The sequence below is a fragment of the Variovorax boronicumulans genome (genome assembly GCF_040544675.1).
Taxonomy (GTDB): domain Bacteria; phylum Pseudomonadota; class Gammaproteobacteria; order Burkholderiales; family Burkholderiaceae_C; genus Variovorax; species Variovorax boronicumulans_D.
Window position 1 is genome coordinate 231,893 of record NZ_JBEPKK010000003.1, and the last position, 17,156, is coordinate 249,048.

General features: G+C 62.3%; 18 protein-coding genes and 1 other RNA gene. 12 read left to right on the top strand and 7 right to left on the bottom strand.

The window, feature by feature from the left end; genetic code table 11:
• Positions 1-16: 16 nt before the first annotated feature.
• The 3 genes from recR to dnaX all read right to left on the bottom strand — a co-directional run bounded on the left by recR (position 17) and on the right by dnaX (position 2,910).
• Positions 17-607 (bottom strand): recombination mediator RecR, encoded by a 591-nt coding sequence (gene recR / locus ABIC90_RS07035; protein ID WP_354353369.1) that lies wholly within the window; start codon positions 605-607, stop codon positions 17-19.
• Positions 608-614: 7 nt separating this feature from the next.
• A complete protein-coding gene (locus ABIC90_RS07040; RefSeq protein ID WP_007836669.1) occupies positions 615-947 on the bottom strand; it encodes a YbaB/EbfC family nucleoid-associated protein in 333 nt (110 codons plus the stop codon).
• Between the two features lie 67 nt (positions 948-1,014).
• Complete coding sequence (gene dnaX / locus ABIC90_RS07045) at positions 1,015-2,910, bottom strand: DNA polymerase III subunit gamma/tau (RefSeq protein ID WP_354353370.1); 1,896 nt, start codon at positions 2,908-2,910, stop codon at positions 1,015-1,017.
• A 112-nt stretch (positions 2,911-3,022) separates the two neighbouring features.
• Here dnaX and ffs point away from each other — a divergent pair.
• Together ffs and ABIC90_RS07055 are read left to right on the top strand one after the other, a co-directional pair.
• An RNA gene (gene ffs, locus ABIC90_RS07050) (signal recognition particle sRNA small type) lies at positions 3,023-3,119 on the top strand.
• Between the two features lie 116 nt (positions 3,120-3,235).
• Positions 3,236-4,843 (top strand): tyrosine-type recombinase/integrase, encoded by a 1,608-nt coding sequence (locus tag ABIC90_RS07055; RefSeq protein WP_354353371.1) that lies wholly within the window; start codon positions 3,236-3,238, stop codon positions 4,841-4,843.
• A 50-nt stretch (positions 4,844-4,893) separates the two neighbouring features.
• Here the strand turns inward: ABIC90_RS07055 and ABIC90_RS07060 are convergent, their stop codons facing one another.
• On the bottom strand, positions 4,894-5,676 hold the full coding sequence (locus ABIC90_RS07060; protein WP_354353372.1) for an abortive infection family protein: 783 nt from the start codon (positions 5,674-5,676) through the stop codon (positions 4,894-4,896).
• A gap of 472 nt (positions 5,677-6,148) precedes the next feature.
• On the opposite strand from ABIC90_RS07060, the gene ABIC90_RS07065 reads away from it, so the two are divergent.
• From ABIC90_RS07065 to ABIC90_RS07075, 3 genes are all read left to right on the top strand, one after another.
• Positions 6,149-6,490 carry a hypothetical protein gene (locus ABIC90_RS07065; protein WP_354353373.1) on the top strand — a complete coding sequence of 114 codons (342 nt, stop codon included), beginning with the start codon at positions 6,149-6,151 and terminating at the stop codon, positions 6,488-6,490.
• A gap of 753 nt (positions 6,491-7,243) precedes the next feature.
• On the top strand, positions 7,244-7,528 hold the full coding sequence (locus ABIC90_RS07070) for a hypothetical protein (RefSeq protein WP_354353374.1): 285 nt from the start codon (positions 7,244-7,246) through the stop codon (positions 7,526-7,528).
• 77 nt (positions 7,529-7,605) lie between these two features.
• On the top strand, positions 7,606-7,800 hold the full coding sequence (locus ABIC90_RS07075; RefSeq protein WP_354353375.1) for a hypothetical protein: 195 nt from the start codon (positions 7,606-7,608) through the stop codon (positions 7,798-7,800).
• Here the strand turns inward: ABIC90_RS07075 and ABIC90_RS07080 are convergent.
• A complete protein-coding gene (locus tag ABIC90_RS07080) occupies positions 7,797-8,105 on the bottom strand; it encodes a hypothetical protein (RefSeq protein WP_354353376.1) in 309 nt (102 codons plus the stop codon). The two genes, ABIC90_RS07075 and ABIC90_RS07080, sit on opposite strands and share 4 nt — an antisense overlap.
• 745 nt (positions 8,106-8,850) lie before the next feature.
• On the opposite strand from ABIC90_RS07080, the gene ABIC90_RS07085 reads away from it, so the two are divergent.
• The 7 genes from ABIC90_RS07085 (at position 8,851) to ABIC90_RS07115 (ending at position 14,712) form a co-directional block, all read left to right on the top strand.
• Complete coding sequence (locus ABIC90_RS07085) at positions 8,851-11,436, top strand: hypothetical protein (protein WP_354353377.1); 2,586 nt, start codon at positions 8,851-8,853, stop codon at positions 11,434-11,436.
• Between the two features lie 203 nt (positions 11,437-11,639).
• Positions 11,640-12,359, top strand: coding sequence for a hypothetical protein (locus tag ABIC90_RS07090; protein ID WP_354353379.1), 720 nt, complete (start codon positions 11,640-11,642; stop codon positions 12,357-12,359).
• Between the two features lie 24 nt (positions 12,360-12,383).
• Positions 12,384-12,833, top strand: coding sequence for a hypothetical protein (locus ABIC90_RS07095; protein WP_354353381.1), 450 nt, complete (start codon positions 12,384-12,386; stop codon positions 12,831-12,833).
• A 5-nt stretch (positions 12,834-12,838) separates the two neighbouring features.
• Positions 12,839-13,093 (top strand): hypothetical protein, encoded by a 255-nt coding sequence (locus tag ABIC90_RS07100; RefSeq protein WP_354353382.1) that lies wholly within the window; start codon positions 12,839-12,841, stop codon positions 13,091-13,093.
• 71 nt (positions 13,094-13,164) lie between these two features.
• Positions 13,165-13,410, top strand: coding sequence for a hypothetical protein (locus ABIC90_RS07105; protein ID WP_354353383.1), 246 nt, complete (start codon positions 13,165-13,167; stop codon positions 13,408-13,410).
• Between the two features lie 25 nt (positions 13,411-13,435).
• Positions 13,436-14,029: a virion core protein, T7 gp14 family gene (locus ABIC90_RS07110; RefSeq protein WP_354353384.1), complete on the top strand. Its 594-nt coding sequence runs from the start codon at positions 13,436-13,438 to the stop codon at positions 14,027-14,029.
• 140 nt (positions 14,030-14,169) lie between these two features.
• Positions 14,170-14,712 carry a hypothetical protein gene (locus tag ABIC90_RS07115; RefSeq protein WP_354353385.1) on the top strand — a complete coding sequence of 181 codons (543 nt, stop codon included), beginning with the start codon at positions 14,170-14,172 and terminating at the stop codon, positions 14,710-14,712.
• Here ABIC90_RS07115 and ABIC90_RS07120 read toward each other — a convergent pair.
• Together ABIC90_RS07120 and ABIC90_RS07125 are read right to left on the bottom strand one after the other, a co-directional pair.
• On the bottom strand, positions 14,702-15,394 hold the full coding sequence (locus ABIC90_RS07120; RefSeq protein ID WP_354353386.1) for a hypothetical protein: 693 nt from the start codon (positions 15,392-15,394) through the stop codon (positions 14,702-14,704). The two genes, ABIC90_RS07115 and ABIC90_RS07120, sit on opposite strands and share 11 nt — an antisense overlap.
• A gap of 843 nt (positions 15,395-16,237) precedes the next feature.
• Entirely contained in the window at positions 16,238-16,816 is a 579-nt protein-coding gene (locus ABIC90_RS07125) for a recombinase family protein (protein WP_354353387.1), read from the bottom strand.
• Between the last annotated feature and the right edge of the window lie 340 nt (positions 16,817-17,156).

Consider the following 17,156-nt stretch of genomic DNA (forward strand, 5'->3'; position numbering starts at 1 on the left):
GGGGATTTGTGGCGCGTTATCGACGGTCGACGAGTGCGTGGGCGATGGTGCCAAGGTCCACGTATTCGAGCTCGCTGCCGGCGGGCACGCCGCGCGCGAGGCGCGTCACGGTCAGGCCACGCTGCTTGAGCGCTTCGCCGATGACGTGCGCCGTGGCTTCGCCCTCGGCGGTGAAATTGGTGGCGAGGATGACTTCGCTCACCGTGCCGTCGCGCGCGCGATCGAACAGCTTTTGCAGGCCGATGTCCTTGGGGCCGATGCCGTCGAGCGGACTGAGCTTGCCCATCAGCACGAAGTAATAGCCCCGGAAGGCGCCGGTGCGTTCGAGCGCGGCCTGGTCCGCAGGCGTTTCGACCACGCAGAGCTTGGTCGCATCGCGGCGCGTGTCCATGCACACGTTGCAGACCGGTGCTTCAGTGAAGGTGTTGCAGCGTTCGCAATGGCGCACATTGCCTGCCGCCTGCTGCAGCGCGCGCGAGAGCAACTGCGCGCCCTCGCGGTCGTGCTGCAGCAAGTGGAACGCCATGCGCGAGGCCGACTTGATGCCCACGCCGGGCAATCGGCGCAGCGCATCGACCAGGGCATCGAGCGAACTGGCGTCGGCCATCAAGCGCTCAGAACGGCAGCTTCATGCCGGGCGGAAGGCCGGGCATGCCGGCCGTGAGCTTGCCCATCTTCTGCTCGCTGGTTTCCTCGGCCTTGCGCACGGCGGCGTTGAAGGCGGCGGCCACCAGGTCTTCGAGCATGTCCTTGTCGTCGGCCAGCAGGCTCGGGTCGATGGTGATGCGCTTGACGTCGTGCTTGCAGGTCATGACGACCTTCACGAGGCCCGCACCCGATTCGCCTTCGACCTCGATGTGCGCCAGTTCTTCCTGGGCCTTCTTGAGGTTGTCCTGCATTGCCTGCGCCTGCTTCATGAGGCCGGCCAGTTGTCCTTTGTTGAACATCGTTGGTCCTGTGTGGGTTGGTGAAGAAAAGGGGTGAAGGATAAGAGACGAGGCCGTGGAGCCCGGCTCAGACCGGCCGCAGCGTTCCGGGGACGATCTTCGCATCGAAGTCGCGCATGAGCATCTGCACCTCGGGGTCGCTGTGAATGGCCTCCTCGGCCATGCGTTGGCGCGCCTCGGCCGCATGCCGGTTGCGGCGCGCGGGGCTGTCGACCACGCCGCCGATCTCGATGGCGAGCTTGATCTCGTGACCCAGCGCATTGAGCGCGGCGGTGAGCTTCTCGCGGCTGGCGGGCTGGTTGAGCGTTTCGCGCTCGATGCGCAGGATCCACTGGTCGGTGTCGCGCCCTACCAGTTGCGACTGCAACGCGAGTTCGCGCGCAAGCGCCGTGATGCTTTCGGCCGCGACCAGTTGGGTGACCGTGTCGTACCAGAAGTCGCCGTCCTCGCTGGGGGGGATCGGCGCCGCGGGGCCGCGCTGCTCGTCGGCGCGCGGCGCATCGCGCAGGCTGGGCGGCGGCTGCACGCGGATCGGCATGCCGACGACCTTGGCGGGGGCGTCCGAGGAGGCAGATCTGGGATCGGACTGGCGCAGGGGTTCGTCGCGCACGGCCAGGCGATGGCCAGGCGGCACGGGCGATGGCGCGTGCGTGGCCGGTGTGATTGCGGGTGGTGATGCCGGAGCCGATGCAGGTGCAGCTGCGGCAGACGTTTCGACCGAAGGCCCGGCGGACACCGGCACCGGCACTGGCGCCGATACAGGCGGCGCGACACGGGCAGGAGCCCTTGCCGGCGCGGCGTGGGCGTCATTCAGAGTTTTTTTTTCCGGGGAAGCCGTGGAGGCAGCCGCGCTGGAAGGCTTGAAGGCCAGGAGCCGCAACAGCACCATGGTCAGCGCCGCGTACTCGTCGGGCGCCAGGCCCAGTTCACCGCGGCCGTGCAGGCAGAGGCTGTAGAGCAATTGCGTTTCGTCGGCGGGCATCAGCGATGCGAGGCGCGCGGTGTCGGCGGCGTCGGGGTCGGTGGCCGAATCGGCGGATTCCGCCCGCGAAGGCACCGCTTGCAGCACTGCCATGGCCTGCAGCACGGCGGTCATTTCTTCGAGCGTGGAAGCGGCGGACATGCCGTCCCGGCGCAAGGCCTCGGAAGTGTCGACCACCGTTTTGCCGTCGCCCTGCGCGAGCGCCTCGATCAGCTTGAACACATGGCCGCGATCCACGCTGCCGAGCATCTGGCGCACGCCGGTTTCGATCAGTTCGCCGTTGCCGAAGGCGATGGCCTGGTCGGTGAGCGAGAGCGCATCGCGCATCGAGCCGCGCGCGGCACGCGCCAGCAGGCGCAACGCCTGCGGCTCGGCCGGCACCTGCTCGGTCTGCAGCACACCTGTCAGGTGTTCGAGGATGGTTTCGGGCGCCATCGGCCGCAGGTTGAACTGCAGGCAGCGCGAGAGCACCGTGACCGGCACCTTCTGCGGATCGGTGGTGGCCAGCACGAACTTGAGGTACTCGGGCGGCTCCTCGAGCGTCTTCAGCATCGCGTTGAACGCGGTGTTGGTGAGCATGTGCACTTCGTCGATCATGAAGACCTTGAAGCGCCCCTGCACCGGCTTGTAGACGGCCTGCTCGAGCAGCGACTGCACCTCGTCCACGCCGCGGTTGGAGGCTGCGTCGAGCTCGGTGTAGTCGACGAAGCGGCCCGAATCGATGTCGCGGCAGGCCTGGCACACGCCGCACGGCGTGGCGGTGATGCCGCCCTGCCCGTCCGGCCCCTGGCAATTGAGCGACTTGGCCAGGATGCGCGACACCGTGGTCTTGCCCACGCCCCGCGTGCCGGTGAAAAGATAGGCGTGATGCAGGCGCTGCGTGGTCAGTGCGTTCTCGAGCGCCTGCACCACATGCCCCTGACCGACCATCTCACCGAAGGTTTTCGGACGGAACTTGCGAGCGAGCACGAGATAAGACATTGCGGACATTCTAAAAGGCGCGGGCAGGCCACTTCACGCTTGTTTCCCGCCGCCGCCGAAATCATTCACGCCCCGGCGAAGGGGGCAAATCGACGGGGTTAGAATCGCCGCTGACGGGCCTCCCTGCATGGTGAAGTGGCCAACCGGGTCAGGTGGGGAACCAAGCAGCCCTAGCTGCGTAGTCAGTGCCAGGGGTAAGGCTCGTCAACCTCTAATCAGATTCCGTTTTCTCCTCTGAGAACGCGACTCTCCAAGGCTGGCGCGGCCTACCGCGTAATCCGATGTGCTCCAGACGTGTGAACTTCACCACTTGGAGCCCCATCAAATGGCATCACCACCGAGACCGATACCCGGCCTGACGCGTAGGCGTCAAACGTTCTTCCTGACCATCGTCAAGCCGGTAGACCTACGCGCCGGCCCCGAGGACCGCTACGCCTTCCGCGCGACCCTCGGCACCCGGGATGAACCCATAGCCCGCATCAAAGCTCTGACGATCCGGGCCGACCTTGAGACTCAATGGGCGGCCGAGCGTGAGCGGCGCCGTCCGCAGCCTGCGATAGCTCCCACCGCTGCACTGGTCGATACGCTGGCGCAGGCTGTCCGTCATGCCGTGCTGATCGGGGACGACCGGCTGCGCGTAGAGCCGGAAGGTCTGGATGCTGCATTGGCCTCCTACGAATGGGAAGGCAACCCGAGCCCTACCGAGCGACGCCTGATCCTTCGGGCCTGGATCGCCGAGCAGTGGGTGCAGATGGTCGCGGCTGGGGACCTGTCTGCCATTACGCTGCGCATGGAGCGCCTGACTCAGCCGATGGGGCTGCGCATCGACTGGAGCGGCATGCCCGGGAAGCTGGCCTTGCTGAAGCTGGCCCGTGTGCTGGCGAAGGCCAGCGCCGAGGCGGTCGCCCGGGATCGCGGTGAACTCATTGACACCCCAGAGGCTCCAGCGGTTTCCGGGGTTCAGGCAGTTCTTGTGGCCTCTCCTGCCGCCCCCTCTGCCGGCCTCTCCTGGGCAACCCTGCTCGCCGACTGGAAGGCGGCTAAGACCCGCAAACCTGCAGCCATCAAGATCACCGAGCGCGGCATTGCCGAGTTCACTAAGGCATGCGGCCCTGTGGCCGCTGGAGACCTGGACCGGGGACACGCCGCGAAGTACCGGGCTGCTCTGGTCGCTCAGGGCCTCAAGGGTCGGTCCATCCGCAACCTGCTATCCCCGCTGGTCGCCCTGCTCAATCTGGCTGTGGACTCCGGGAAGCTCAAGGTCAATCCATGGGTGGGCGTCAAGGTCGATACCTCCGATTCGACCAAGCGGCTCCCGTGGCGCCTGGAGCAATTGAAGGCCCTGGTCGCGGCCAACAACACCCGGAACGACTCGGGCCGTTGGCTGTTGCCCTTGCTGCTGTACACGGGCTGTCGTCTCGGGGAAATTGCGCAGCTTGAATTGGCAGACCTCAAGGAGATCGACGGCCAGTTCTCCATTGAGATTCACGACATAGCCACCGAGGGCCATGAGGCCCGAAGCGTCAAAACGGCCGCAGGGCTGCGCGTGGTCCCGATGGCCCCGCAGGTATTAGCGATGGGGCTGCGAGAGCACGTAGAGGCCATGCGGGCCTGTGGTGAGCGCTTCCTGTTTCCTAAGTTCATCCAGTCAGGTAAGAAGCGCCCCAGCGAACTTGCGGGCCGCTACTTCCTGGACCTCCGCAAGGACGCCGACATCGCCCCAGACCCGAGGTTCTCAGCGCACTCCTGCCGCCACAATGTCCGTTCCGTACTAGCTGGGGCCAGCGTGAACGAGACCATCATTGACAAGCTGATTGGACACGAGAGCGGCGCAGTGCAATCGAGGTACACGCACGCATCCATGGGGGCGCTGGTGGCCGCTGTAGGAGCGCTGGACTGGTCGGGTCTCAACTTCGCGAAGCGAAGTGCCTGATTCCACCATCAAGCTACGAATCCAATCAGTCGGGAGCAGCGCCTCGGCCGCTAGGCAGCAGCAAGCGGCGGTTTGCCGCCGATCTTCTTGTCCCATGTCTCCATAACAAACGTCGCGACAGTGTGCGCGGCGTTGACGGCTAAACGTGCGTGTCGAGGTTCAAGCCTGTAGCCTTTGCGGCCCTCGCTATGGGCGCTGCCTGCATGCGTGCGCAGTGCCCCGATACCGTCAACGATTGAAAACAGGCCCGTGATGATTCGCTGCAAATCCTGGTCCTCGATGCTTCCGGGGTCGAGCCCGAGGTCAGCGCGGACGACCTTGAACACTGGCTGCAAATCTTGCTTGTCCGGCATCGTCAGCTTGTTGTCCTCGATGTAGGTCTTGAAGATCGATTCAAGAATGTTAGAGGCGGCAGAGACGGCTTCTCGGGGTTTGGCCTCGACGGTCTCCATGGCGCGATCAAACTCGCGATGGATTGCAGGCATATCCCGGCCCTTGATCAACTGCCCCAGCGTCTTACTTGGTGCGAGTCCGCCGCCCGTGATGAAGCCCCCGACACGGTATTGCAATCCGTTGTTGGCAAGCACCTTCTCGATCTTGCGGACGTTCTCTCGCTTCGTCAGGGTTGATTCGTGTTCCTGGGTCCACTGAGGGGCTACGTAGTCCGCAGCCATCACTGGGTCCTCCATGTAGCCGCTAATGATCCGTCCTAGAACTGCCAACGGATCTGGGTGTTCCTTGTTCGTGTTCCGTAGCCACTCTTGCGCCTTGACGTGTTTACTGCCCTCTGGCGGATCACCAGGGGCTTCGGCATACATGAACAGACTGTCCATGCTCGCGTGAGTCTCTGCAGTAGAAACGATGTTCGAAACGATGGCAAGGAGAGGGGCTGGAATTAGCTTAGCCATAGGCGGGACCGAAGGGCTGCGGAGGACTCATTGTCTGTTCAAGCCGTCGCCGCCCTTAACGAGTTTCCGATTCCGCTTGTGGCGACAGCCTCGACCCGGGCGTGCAGCGATGGGCGCGTTTCAGGCGCTTTGCTGCAGCGTCCATGGGGGCAAAGTAGCACCACAACGAAAAAAGTGGTTATGGGGGTTGACTTTCTCCAAACGCGAAGATCGTCGGAGAGGATATCGCGCAAGTCCGCGTCCCACTTGAACAAGATGCGAGTCACCGAGAAGCGAGTGCTTCGCCAGCGACTCGCGCTAGTTGCTGTGCAAAGCCCCTCAAGTAGGTAACTCGTGCTGCTGACAAGCTTGTGACCAACGGACAAAGTCGCGGCTTTCCACAAAACAGGACACACTGATGACCTCGCAATTCAGATTTCCCGCCGCCCAACGCTCCAGCGTCGAAAGCCTGCGCGAACAAATGGCAACCGCGCTGCAGCGCCCGGTGACGACCGAGTACGGTTCGACTGACTGCGGCCAACATTGGGCCGCACTCTGCGTCGAGGACTCACGCGCGGTACCGACAACCCTAGTGTCTATCGTGATCGGTGCGGGAGTTCCCGGCGAGGCCTCCGTCTTGTCTCGGGATGGCTTGCCATTGCGCGAGGGCGTTGCCTTCCCTGATGCGCTCGCGGCCGCCCGCACCGTGTGCCTGCGTTCTGCGCGGCGCTCGTCGGCACGCGCTCGCCGCACCCGATAACGTGCCATGCCCTACGCCCCCACCTATGCTGAGGGACCACTCCGGCTGTTTGCGGCTGCGCTTGAGAAAAGTTTGCGGCGACCTGTCAGGGTCCAGTGGACGGCCGGCACTAACGGCGACCCTTGCGCTTGGGTGGAGGTCCAAGATATGCGAGCGGCATCTCTGACGATTGAGCTTCGAGGGCCGACTGCTTCATACGTGGTAGCGCGTGCGGATAAAGCGGCTCCGCCGAAAAAGCTCCCCGCACTCGCCACGGCGCTACGCGAACTAAAGAAGACCATCGTGCAGTCGCCACCTCCAGCGGCAGTCGCGCAAACGCCTATAGCGCCTACCAAAGCGGCGCGGGATGACCCGGCAGACCCGCACACGCCCGTGGGTGCACAGGAAGCAAAGGAACCTCAAAGCTACCGCACGAGGTACACCGCCGATCAAGCCGCAGGACATCCCGTGATTCGCGCCGCCGTCATCGTCGGCCATGAGGTTCGACGGGCCAAAGGCGCAGCGCCTGACCCCGTGGCGCTCTTGACGCTTGCAAATAGGGCATTGGACGTAGTGGACCTCCTGGTCCCGCCAGGGCGCCCAGAAGCCGCCACAGACGCTTGGGTAGAGCGGGCCTTGGTCGGCATGCTGACCGGCGCACTGTTGGCCATCTAGCGGCCCGTCCCGCCTCGCGCATTAGTGCCGACGGCATCCCTACGATTGCCGCGATGCCATCGGACACCGGGACCGCAGCCCGCGTCGAAAATCTACGCCATGAAAAACCATGTCCTCGCGCTCGCCGCTTCTCTCGCAACTGTGGGCATTGGGGCGACCGCCCAAGTCGCCCTGCGCACTCCGACTCTCGGGCCGAACCACAGCCTGAACATGCTGCAACTGTCGAGCTTCATCTGTGGAGACTCCAACAAGTCGGACTATCGGCCGACTGCTGAGGAGCTCGCGTGTACTCACGGGGTGATCGAGATGTACAAAGTCGCCCACTTCAGCAACCACAAAATCAGCAAGCTCGGCGAGCCCCCGAAGGCTCCTCCGAGCCGCTAATTGCCGGCGGCAAAGCAGGAGGCCTTATGACCCGTCGCCGCATCCCCCGAGCGCCCAAAACCGCTACCATGCCGACCATGGACGCTCAAACAGCCCGCCGCGTGGATGTAGAGATTGCGAAGCTCATCGCCGAGTCTTCCAAGCTCAACGCCGAGTCGCACAAGCTCCTGGCCGAGGCCTCGAAGTTCCACCGCGAACGCGCGTGGTATCCGGTGGTCCTCATGATGACCGCAGTCGGCGCAACGGCCGCGCTGTTCAAGCTGTTCTCTTAGGCCACGCCCTTCTCGCCGGCTTGCCCGGCTTTGATGCGGTCCCCGATGGTGCGCTCGTTGCGCTTGTCGATGCGCGAAGGGTCGTCGCGGTCCTTTGCCCACTCCTCGCAATGGCTGCGCAGCCTCTGCACCATTTCAATGTGATCGCCCGATCTCGACAGCATGAAACGCGCCCGCAACACGCGGCCCTCATGGATTTCAGCATTAGCGAAAAACGGCTCACCACGATGGGCCGGCTCTCGCACAAAGTACGAGAAGGTCCAGCGACCAAATTCCTCTACAAGCGTGGGGGCAGGCTGATTCATAAAAGTAGCCTGCACTTGGGAAAACCGACTGTCAACGAATACCCCATGTTGGTGCCTGCCGACACAAAGTGCTGGATAAATTTACAGTATTATTCCAGCCCGCTCCCGACGCGGAGCCGCTGGTAGTACCGGACTTCCTAAGGCCTCTCAGCCGACCCGGGGACCAGTGCAAGCGCACAGAAAGTGGCTTGTCATGCATCTCACTTTCAGCCCGCATTCGCGGCACTGACGGCCCCACGGGCCACACCTCTACAACACGAAATCACGCGGCTTGCCGTGTGTGCCCCGTCACGTCCGAAGTGCTGGATTAAACCCACGCACAAGGATCACCTCGGGAGTTACAGGGGTGTATAGAACATAGAGAACATAGTGTTCTCTTGAGGTCTTAGGACATCTCTGAGACCTCAAGAGGGCGCCGAGCGGCAAGGCCTTGGGTCCAGCGGATTCATCGGCGAGGTCTAGAGACGCAATGCCGAATTTCGGGTTTCGAATAAACCCACGCAAGGTGACGACCCTATCCCCGTCACAAATCCGCTTACGCACAAGCAATAGGCGTATCGCCGGATTGATAAGCCCGTAGTTCCACCCGTTGCTCAGGCATCGCCGGTGGAAGTCAGACCTTCGGGCATTCACCTTTCTCCCCTGAGATTTCAGCTTTCGACCATCTGGACGACGGCGAACGATCTCGTCCGTGCTGCGGCAGCATCTGCTGGCGCGTGCACCTCCAACCAACTGAAACAAGCACATGGCAGGACAACGCGAGCAGTCATTCCCGACGACACCGACTTTCAAAAACGTACAACCTACCGCCGCGCCGTCAACGTACACCGACGTAGGGAAGGCTACCGCCGCGCAGGTTCAAGGCCAAGGACAGGCTTTACAAACCCTCGGTAACGCCTTCTCGGGCTTCTTCAGTTCTGCTGCGAAATCATTGGACGAAGTAGCTGACGCGATGCAGCGGGAAGACATCGTTCAGACACAACGCGAGAACAAGGCGCTTGAGTGGCAAGCACTGACCGACAAAAAGACAGGTCGGGCCATGGACCTGCGCTATGCGGATCGCATGGCCTACGCCGGCACCTACGTCTCCGCGCAAGCCGACGAGGACGCCTTCAAGCTCACAGAGGCTGCGAAGCTCCACATGAGCGACATGCCGCTCGATGGCTCGGTCAACGCCGAGCAGTACATGAAGGAGTGGTACGAGAAAGAGATCGGCTCAGGCACCGGCGATCCGATGTATGACGCCCGGAAGCTCTACACCTTCACGCAGCAGGCGCAGTCGATGGTCTCTCAAGCCAACGAGAACGTCCGCAAGACTGTCGAGACGAACTCCCTGAACTCCGTTCTCAACGCCACCAAGGCCGAGATGAACGCGAGCCCAGACGGCCTAACGACCGGCAAGGCTGCTGACACCTACCAGCGCCTTCTGACCATGGCACGAGGCAACGTGGCTCAGGCCGACAAGTGGCATGAGGGGATCGTGCGCGAGAGCGTTACGAACTACGGTCAAGCCCTCGGCACGCTCAAGGCGCTTTACGACGACGGCAACCCGAACTCGTGGGCCGCCCGGAACCCCGCCGCGTACACCCGGCTTTCCGAAGACCTGTTCAAGCAGACGCATCGCATCAAGACCTTCGAGGCCGGCATGGCGGTGCAGCAATGGAACCAAGACTTCCAAGCGCTCATAGCGCAACCCGGCGTCACGCCCGCGCAAATCGCTGACATGGAGGAGAAGGCCTACCAGATCGACAGCCGACACGGTGTCGGCCCGGAGGTCTTCCGTGGCCTCGACGCGGCGTTCAAGAAGTCGCTGCGTACCAAGGCCGAGGTCTCGGTCTTTGGTATGGCTGTCAACGGCGCGATCAACGGCATCCACGACGGACCTACGGTCGCCACGCACCTCGGCAAGTCCGTGGGCGCCATCGTGAACGAGAACTACGAACTGGGTCTCCGTGACATCGTGGTGCAGCGGCAGGCCGCCATGCCCGCCCTGGCCGAGACTATCAAAACCTACGGCATTCCGAATGCCGTGGCGAGTGAGCAGGCGACGCAGGAGTTCATGGCATTCCTGTCGGACCCCATCGTGCAGGCCGCGAGCCCCAAAGGCACCAGCGAGGTCTACAAGCAGCAGCTCGGCGGCGCCCTGATGGGCCGTGACCCCGCCAAGATCGCCCAGGTCTACCGGGGATACCGGACCCTCGAAGACAAGGTGGGCTCCGAAGTTCTGGAGAAGTACTTCCCGAACGACGAGACTTACGGCCGCTTCCTCGCCATGAAGGCCTACATCGGTGGTGACATCGACGCCCAGACGGCCGGCCAGTACTTCGCGAACGGCGGGGACATCAAACCCCTGACCGATGCCGCGAAGGGCCGCTTCGAGTGGTCCCAGTTCAAGCCTGGCGCCAAGCCTGCCGAGGTGGATTTATCGGTGGACAAAGCGATCACGGCGGCCATGCGCAAGCACACCGGCTCCGATGGTTGGTTCTCGGGCATCGACAGCTCGCTCCCGTCCAAGGATGCACGGCGAGTACGCGAGATGCTCTATCGGCAGGCGACGTACATGCGTCAGATGACCGGCGAAGTGGACTTCGACAAGGCGGCCGACGTGGTGGCGCAGCAGATCGCAAAGGGCTACACGTTCCTTCCCGGTCAAGGCAAGCATTACCAGATGGTCCCGAACCCCTATGGCTCCAAGGGCACCGAGCTGGGCAACCCGTTGAACATGGTGAACGGCAAGCCTGTCTACGCCCTCGGCAACGTCAAGGACGTGGACGGTCAACTGGAGAACACCGCGAAGACCTTCCGCGAGGACATGGCCGAATTCAAGGTCAAGGTCCCCGGTCTCATGACGCCCCACGGGCAGGAGATCGACGGCAAGGACATCGCCCTGGGCCTCCCGGACAACAACGGACTGCACCCGATGCTGATGCCCTCTGGCGCCCCCATCCGCGTCATCGCGGGTCAGAAGCTCGCCATGCCCGACAAGGTGACCGACACCGGCTCCATCCTCCCCGGGATGGACGTAGCGACCTCCATGAAGTCCGGCTACCAAGGTGGCCTGACCTACGAGAAGGTCGCCCCGGTGGACGTGCCCAAGGGCGAGGCCGAAGCCTTCAAGTTCCTGCAGAGCAAGGCGCCGCCTGGCGTTTTCTACGTGAAGGCTGGTGTGGACCCTGCGTCCGGCGCTGCGTTCTTCGAGCCCCGCTACGGCGCCCGGATCAAAAACGACTACGACAAGCGCAAGGAGACCATTCAGAAGCGGGAAGCCAACGTCGAGAAGCGCCGCAACTCGCACGAGGTTTTCAACCCCATCGAAACCATCGGGATGTAAATCGACATCCAGCGTGCATGCGCTGGTGTCCTTCATCCAGTCTCGCCGCGCTTGAGCGGCTGAAGGAAGGAATCTATGACCCCAACCCAGACCCCCCAGCGCCGCGGACCCAAGCCTCGACCAGCGGAGGACATCCTGATCTCCGTCTGCGTCCGGCTGACCCCGGCGCAGAAGCGAAAACTGATGACCCTCGGCGGTGGCCCATGGCTGCGCGAAAAGCTCAGGCGCACCGCCGCGCCTCAGCAAACCTGCAATCCCATCTGAAAGAAGAAATCGCCATGTCGAAAAAGCCCGTAGCCGCCGTCCCTTTCGGCGCGATTGGATACCCCGCACAGCAATCGGCCACCGCTGCTCCTGCCACGATCCGCGAGAAGGTCGCAGAACTCAAGCTCCCCGAATCCTCCAAAGAAGCCCGGGCACGAACCGTGCGCGAGATGAACGCTTATCGGGACGAGACTCTACGTCCGACGCTTCACTTTCATGAACCGGACAACCGACCGCTCGCCAAGCTACCCGTTGAACTTGGCGCCACCGAGGTCTATGCCGATACGCCGGAGTACGCGCTCTGGGTGCAGCTCATCGTCGTGCGCGATTGGATGCGGGCGTTTGGGGCTGACTTACAGGGCTTGCGCATGACCGCACCTCAGGCCGTCGAGCGGCTCGACAAGTTCCTAGCCGACACCGCGATTCCCGGTCACCTCCGCAGTACCGCCGGCGACCGCCTGCGCTACCTCAGGGCAGGTCTCGTCGGGGAGCCCGGCGTTGACCTAGGCACTCACATGACCGCCCTGCGCCTCACGGTCGCAGAGTCGGAGCGCGTTGTCCGCGCTGTGAATCTGCCCGCGCCTCCGGGACCGCTCTCCGTCGCTCCAACCGAAGGCACCGGTAGGCTTTACGGCTGGAGCCGTAGCGAAAGCCACTGAGCACCAACGAACAAAGAAAACAAAATGAATTCTGGAAACACCGTCATCCTGCCGCTCAAAGAGAGGCGCGTTAACCCCATCTCGGGCAAGGAGGAAATCATGGACACCGGCATGGTGGCCGAGTTCCACCAAGGGAAGCAGGTATCCGCCCCCTTCAGGATGCCGAGCCTGGGCGACGTCGCCCAAGATCGCGCCGTTCCATCGAGCATCTCGCGCCCCGAAGAAACTTACCGGGCGACGATCTACTCCGGTGACACGCGCAACCTTGCACAGCACTACCAGCGCTCCGGCGAGACCACGCGACAAGCCGCAGAGCGCCTCGGTGAAGCTGCATCTCGCTTCGAGGTCACGGGCAATCGCGCCACGGCCACTGCTTCAGCCCTGCCGGTCGGAAGTGGTCACCAGCAGCCGGCCACCATAGCCATAGGCGATCCACGCGCCTATGCGAGTACCACGCTGGGGGGCTCACAGTGAATCGCATGACCAAGCCAGTCGTCACGGTGGCCTACGAGAACACCGAGATCACCGAGATCACGTCAGACCCATTGGCCGAGCGAGTGAAGACCTACGAGCGCCAAGCTGAAGCTCTGTGCGACCTCCTGCGCGACACCGAGGCAGCTCGGCTGGACACGTTGAAGGCTGCGCGTGCAATGTTTGCCAGCGGCTTCGCGCTACTAAACGGAGCCGTTGGGAGCCTAGGCCCCACCGACTCCATTCGGCTGTCCGGCCGATAGGGCAACCGCTCCCGAGCTCGAACGCCACTTACCGCAGCACAGATTTACCCTTAACCAAAAAGACATCCACTATGACTCGCATCCGCAGCGCAGCCGTTGACCCATCCACCCGCGCCGATGCCGCGCCCCACCTTTCCGATCCGCAAAGCCTCATTGTGTTTTGCGACAAACGCACCGGGAACGTGGTCGCTATTGCTACCGACGTAGAGAAGCATCGAGGCTGCATTGCCGGTCACTTCTTCGCCGACTACATCACGCACGAGAACCAGTCATTGGAAAGCTTGCCCCAAATCGGTCAACCATTCGCCGCTAACTAGGGCCGCATACCTCACTGCGCAAGCCATGTGTGAACCAACCACCATCACGCTCATAGCGTCCGCTGCCGTCTCGGCGGTGGGCGCGGTCGCAGCAAACAACGCCAACAACGACGCCATCATGGCGCAGGCGGACGCAAACAACCGCAACACCGCCGAGGGCTACCGCGTAGCGCAGGAGAACGACCGCGCCGCCGCTGCCCAGGCATTCGAGAAGCAGACCGACCGGAGCCGCCAAGCGGCCCGGCAACTCTCGATGGCCCGGGTCCTCGCCGCGCAAGGCGGCGGGTCGCTGGAGGCCAACGCCATCAACATCAGCGCTGCAGCCGCCGAGGACTTCTCGCGCATTGACACCGGCCTGACGAACACCATCGCCTCCAACCGGCAGCAGATGGGCGCCCTGCAGACGCAAAACGCCGACGCACTCGCGTCCGCCAGCGTGCAGGTCAAGGCGAGCAACTCAAAGCTCACCGGCGATCTCGCGGGCATCGCAGTCAGCACCGGCACCAAGTATTTTTCCAATGAGAAGGCGCAGTGGATGGCAGAGCATCACGTGCCGGAGATGCTGCGCAAACGGCAAGCCTTCCAGTGGGCTACTGGGACCAAGGGCATGGGCGACTGACGGTCTAGTCTCGCGCCCCTGCTGCGCCGAGAGCGCTGCTCCCCTCGCACGAGGCGGAGCGGCTTTTTCAATTCCTGCTGTGCCTCATGCGATCCGCACACGGCAGTTTCTGCATTCGATCCCGAACACTACCCCGCAACATGAACCATCATTTTTCACTCGCCACTCTTGAAGGTCACGAGGTCTCGCTGAGTTCCGAGGACCACACGAAGCTTACGGGATGGCCGCTGATCGACCTATCTCGTTTGCATGTTGTCGGCGATGAAGTTCATGCGGAAGTCGATGGCAAGCCCCACCCCTTGAGCCTGGAAGGCATGCTTGCGCTCATGGGCAATCCAACGCTGCATCCGCCTCCCGAAACATCCTTGGGTGTTCCTGCTTGCCTCGTGACCCCGCCGGCGCTCTGCCGCACATGTCGAGTTTGCAAACGTGAGAAGTCGGCGACGAGCTTCAAACGCCACAACGGCTCCCCTGATGGCCTGATGAGTTCGTGCAAGACTTGTTCGACCAAGGCCCGTCGCGCCCGCAAGGAGTTCCGAGAAGCTGCGGAGGCGCTGGCGTCAAAGGGCCAATCGATGGCGAAGATGGGTGGGCGGCTTGATCTCTTCAGGCTTACGGGGCAAACATCGTGGCCCTGCCGCGATAAATCGCAGCACTCGAATACGGAGGTCCCTAGCGTCTGAAGCTCGTCCGGACGGCCGCCGCATTTTGTTCGAAGCGAGGTTCGTCGTAGAACTTTTCAAAGCTAGCTGAAGGAATGCTCTTTCCTTCTTCGATGTATTTGTCGATCTGAAGCTGTACGTCTTCTAGATGCTGTAGCCATTGCCTATGGTCGTGGCCGTACTGCTTAACCGGATTGAGAAAGCGACCTTGGAGATGGGCTGCAATGTACCAACGCAATGTCATTGCATTCGAGAATGCAGCTTTCACCAAGTCTTCCCATTGCCTTCTAAGGCCTTGCGCCTGCTCGGACTCTGGCGTCGTCAGCTTTTTCAGCTCTAAAAAGATTTCGTCGAGTTGTCGTGCCTCTTCGTTAAGCGAATCGACGGCTGAGTGAATTAGCTGAAGAGAAAGACGTGCGCCACGCCCAAGCTGTGGAAAAACGTCAACGTAGGCTTTCTGAAAGAAGACGTGTTGAATCGGTAACGCGCCTGTCGCACCAGCGCCCTTCGCGCCAATGATCTGCAAGTTCCGGCGCTGGCTTTCCACCATATCGGTAACTTGATGGTCGATATCTTCGAGTTCATCACGCATCCCCGCAGCGAGCCGCCATACGCGTACATGTTCTTTGACGAAGGCCGTCCCGATGCTCAACGCCCAGCCCAAGAAAGCACCGGCCAATCCCCACACCGCCTTTTCGTCCATACAAATCCTCTCGGATGACCACTAGCGGGCGTAAAAAACGCCAGTAGGCTGCCCTACTGGCGTCCAAGAAGCCCGACGCTTACCGCTTACGAACAGGCGGCGTATAGGGCTTAGTCACTGTCGGTCGTGCGGGACGAGTAATCGTCTCCACAACCGTCGTCGTCGGGCGGCGTTCCGCCTCGCGGACAGGGATGAATTCACCAGTGCGGGCGTCGCGCCCGATTTGCTGCTTTGTCATTGCTCAACCTTTAAGGTTATTAACCAACGCGCTGTCCATCCGAACTGGTCCATGGCAAGATTCGTTTGTGCGACGTCTCTTTGATGTACACGCCCCCGACAGCTAAAAGTTGGGCTTCGACGCCGGGTTGCACCCCGGCGTTGTCGTTTCGGAATGGAATCACTATATCTGGTGTCTGACTGCCATCGAAAACGCTAGATGTAGGGTTTGCACACACAATGCAGTAAAGTTCCTCAGAAGCTTGAGCAAGGTTACAAGTCTGCTGCCTACTTCATTGGAGAACTCACCCGTAGTTCCACCTTTGTAACTTTGGCAATAGTTAGTATTTTTACACTGTACGGGTATTCAGTTCTACAACTGGACACCCAGACAGTTAGAGACAAGGCACGCACCAGGTTTCAACCTGCATTCAGCGGCGCCACGAGCGGCCCCTGTAAAAAATTCTTAAAAATTCGTGAGCAGTCCTGTGGACCCGCCCGCGCGTATGCGCCCCCGTAGGGGTGCGTGATTGGCCCGCTGAGCTGAACCGGATCGGGCTCGCCTGTGCATGAAAAAGCCGACGTTACACGCCGGCCTGAGATTCACGAAGCCCGCTGATATGCGGCCTATCGCATGGCGTCTCTCGTTCGCATCACGGTCTGTCGGCTGGTGCCCATGGCCCGAGCGATGGCAGCAATAGCCTCCCCGGCCATGAGACGCTTCCCGACCTCCTGTACCTGAGCTACAGAGAGCGCGGAGGGACGACCTAGCGCCTTCCCGTCCGCCTTGGCTCGGGCCAACCCCGCTTGGGTCCGCTCGATCAAGAGGTCCCGCTCGAACTCCGCCACCGCCGCAATGACGCCCATGGTCATCTTCCCCGCAGGACTCGTGAGGTCCACGCCCCCGAGTGCGAGGCAATGCACCCGGACCCCCAGCCCCGTGAGCGCCTCCACAGTTGCCCGAACGTCCATGGCATTCCTCCCCAGCCGATCTAGCTTGGTGACCACCAGCACATCCCCGGATTCCAGTCGGTCCAGCAGCTTGCCGAAGCCCGGGCGCTCCGACGCAGGCACGGAGCCACTGACGGTCTCTGCGACGACGCGGGACGGTTGGACGGCGAAGCCAGCCGAGGCTATCTCGCCTATTTGGTTGTCTGTGGTCTGGTCCTGCGTGGATACGCGGCAATAAGCGAAGACTCGGGACACTCTGGGCTCCTGTGTACGAAAAGGGAGTCCGAATTCTCTATGGTGTTCAAAAAGTCGTCAAGCTAGTTTTTGGACATAGCTGCTGGGCATGTCCGAATAGATTCGATTTCGGACAGTTTGTAGAGCCCCGCGAACGGGCTCAGCGTCCATGGGCGGTTACAAGGCCACCCTACCCTTCCCAGCAGTGCCGGGAGGTCCCTGAGCCCGTTTGCGGGGGCGAGCAGGCCACTACAGCATGGAGCCTCTGAGCGCACCTGCGAGCAGGCGCGTCCTAGTGGTTCCCGGGCCGTCCCTAAACCTCCCGCGACACCCGGCTTCCCCTGCCCCTTCATGCCCCCCC

What these genes read in the sequence shown, in the direction of transcription:
- recR (WP_354353369.1), bottom strand. Translation starts at nt 607, where the DNA reads ATGGCCGACGCCAGTTCGCTCGATGCCCTGGTCGATGCGCTGCGCCGA.
- ABIC90_RS07040 (WP_007836669.1), bottom strand. Translation starts at nt 947, where the DNA reads ATGTTCAACAAAGGACAACTGGCCGGCCTCATGAAGCAGGCGCAGGCA.
- dnaX (WP_354353370.1), bottom strand. Translation starts at nt 2,910, where the DNA reads ATGTCTTATCTCGTGCTCGCTCGCAAGTTCCGTCCGAAAACCTTCGGT.
- ABIC90_RS07055 (WP_354353371.1), top strand. Translation starts at nt 3,236, where the DNA reads ATGGCATCACCACCGAGACCGATACCCGGCCTGACGCGTAGGCGTCAA.
- ABIC90_RS07060 (WP_354353372.1), bottom strand. Translation starts at nt 5,676, where the DNA reads ATGGACAGTCTGTTCATGTATGCCGAAGCCCCTGGTGATCCGCCAGAG.
- ABIC90_RS07065 (WP_354353373.1), top strand. Translation starts at nt 6,149, where the DNA reads ATGACCTCGCAATTCAGATTTCCCGCCGCCCAACGCTCCAGCGTCGAA.
- ABIC90_RS07070 (WP_354353374.1), top strand. Translation starts at nt 7,244, where the DNA reads ATGAAAAACCATGTCCTCGCGCTCGCCGCTTCTCTCGCAACTGTGGGC.
- ABIC90_RS07075 (WP_354353375.1), top strand. Translation starts at nt 7,606, where the DNA reads ATGGACGCTCAAACAGCCCGCCGCGTGGATGTAGAGATTGCGAAGCTC.
- ABIC90_RS07080 (WP_354353376.1), bottom strand. Translation starts at nt 8,105, where the DNA reads ATGAATCAGCCTGCCCCCACGCTTGTAGAGGAATTTGGTCGCTGGACC.
- ABIC90_RS07085 (WP_354353377.1), top strand. Translation starts at nt 8,851, where the DNA reads ATGGCAGGACAACGCGAGCAGTCATTCCCGACGACACCGACTTTCAAA.
- ABIC90_RS07090 (WP_354353379.1), top strand. Translation starts at nt 11,640, where the DNA reads ATGGCTGCGCGAAAAGCTCAGGCGCACCGCCGCGCCTCAGCAAACCTG.
- ABIC90_RS07095 (WP_354353381.1), top strand. Translation starts at nt 12,384, where the DNA reads ATGAATTCTGGAAACACCGTCATCCTGCCGCTCAAAGAGAGGCGCGTT.
- ABIC90_RS07100 (WP_354353382.1), top strand. Translation starts at nt 12,839, where the DNA reads ATGACCAAGCCAGTCGTCACGGTGGCCTACGAGAACACCGAGATCACC.
- ABIC90_RS07105 (WP_354353383.1), top strand. Translation starts at nt 13,165, where the DNA reads ATGACTCGCATCCGCAGCGCAGCCGTTGACCCATCCACCCGCGCCGAT.
- ABIC90_RS07110 (WP_354353384.1), top strand. Translation starts at nt 13,436, where the DNA reads ATGTGTGAACCAACCACCATCACGCTCATAGCGTCCGCTGCCGTCTCG.
- ABIC90_RS07115 (WP_354353385.1), top strand. Translation starts at nt 14,170, where the DNA reads ATGAACCATCATTTTTCACTCGCCACTCTTGAAGGTCACGAGGTCTCG.
- ABIC90_RS07120 (WP_354353386.1), bottom strand. Translation starts at nt 15,394, where the DNA reads ATGGACGAAAAGGCGGTGTGGGGATTGGCCGGTGCTTTCTTGGGCTGG.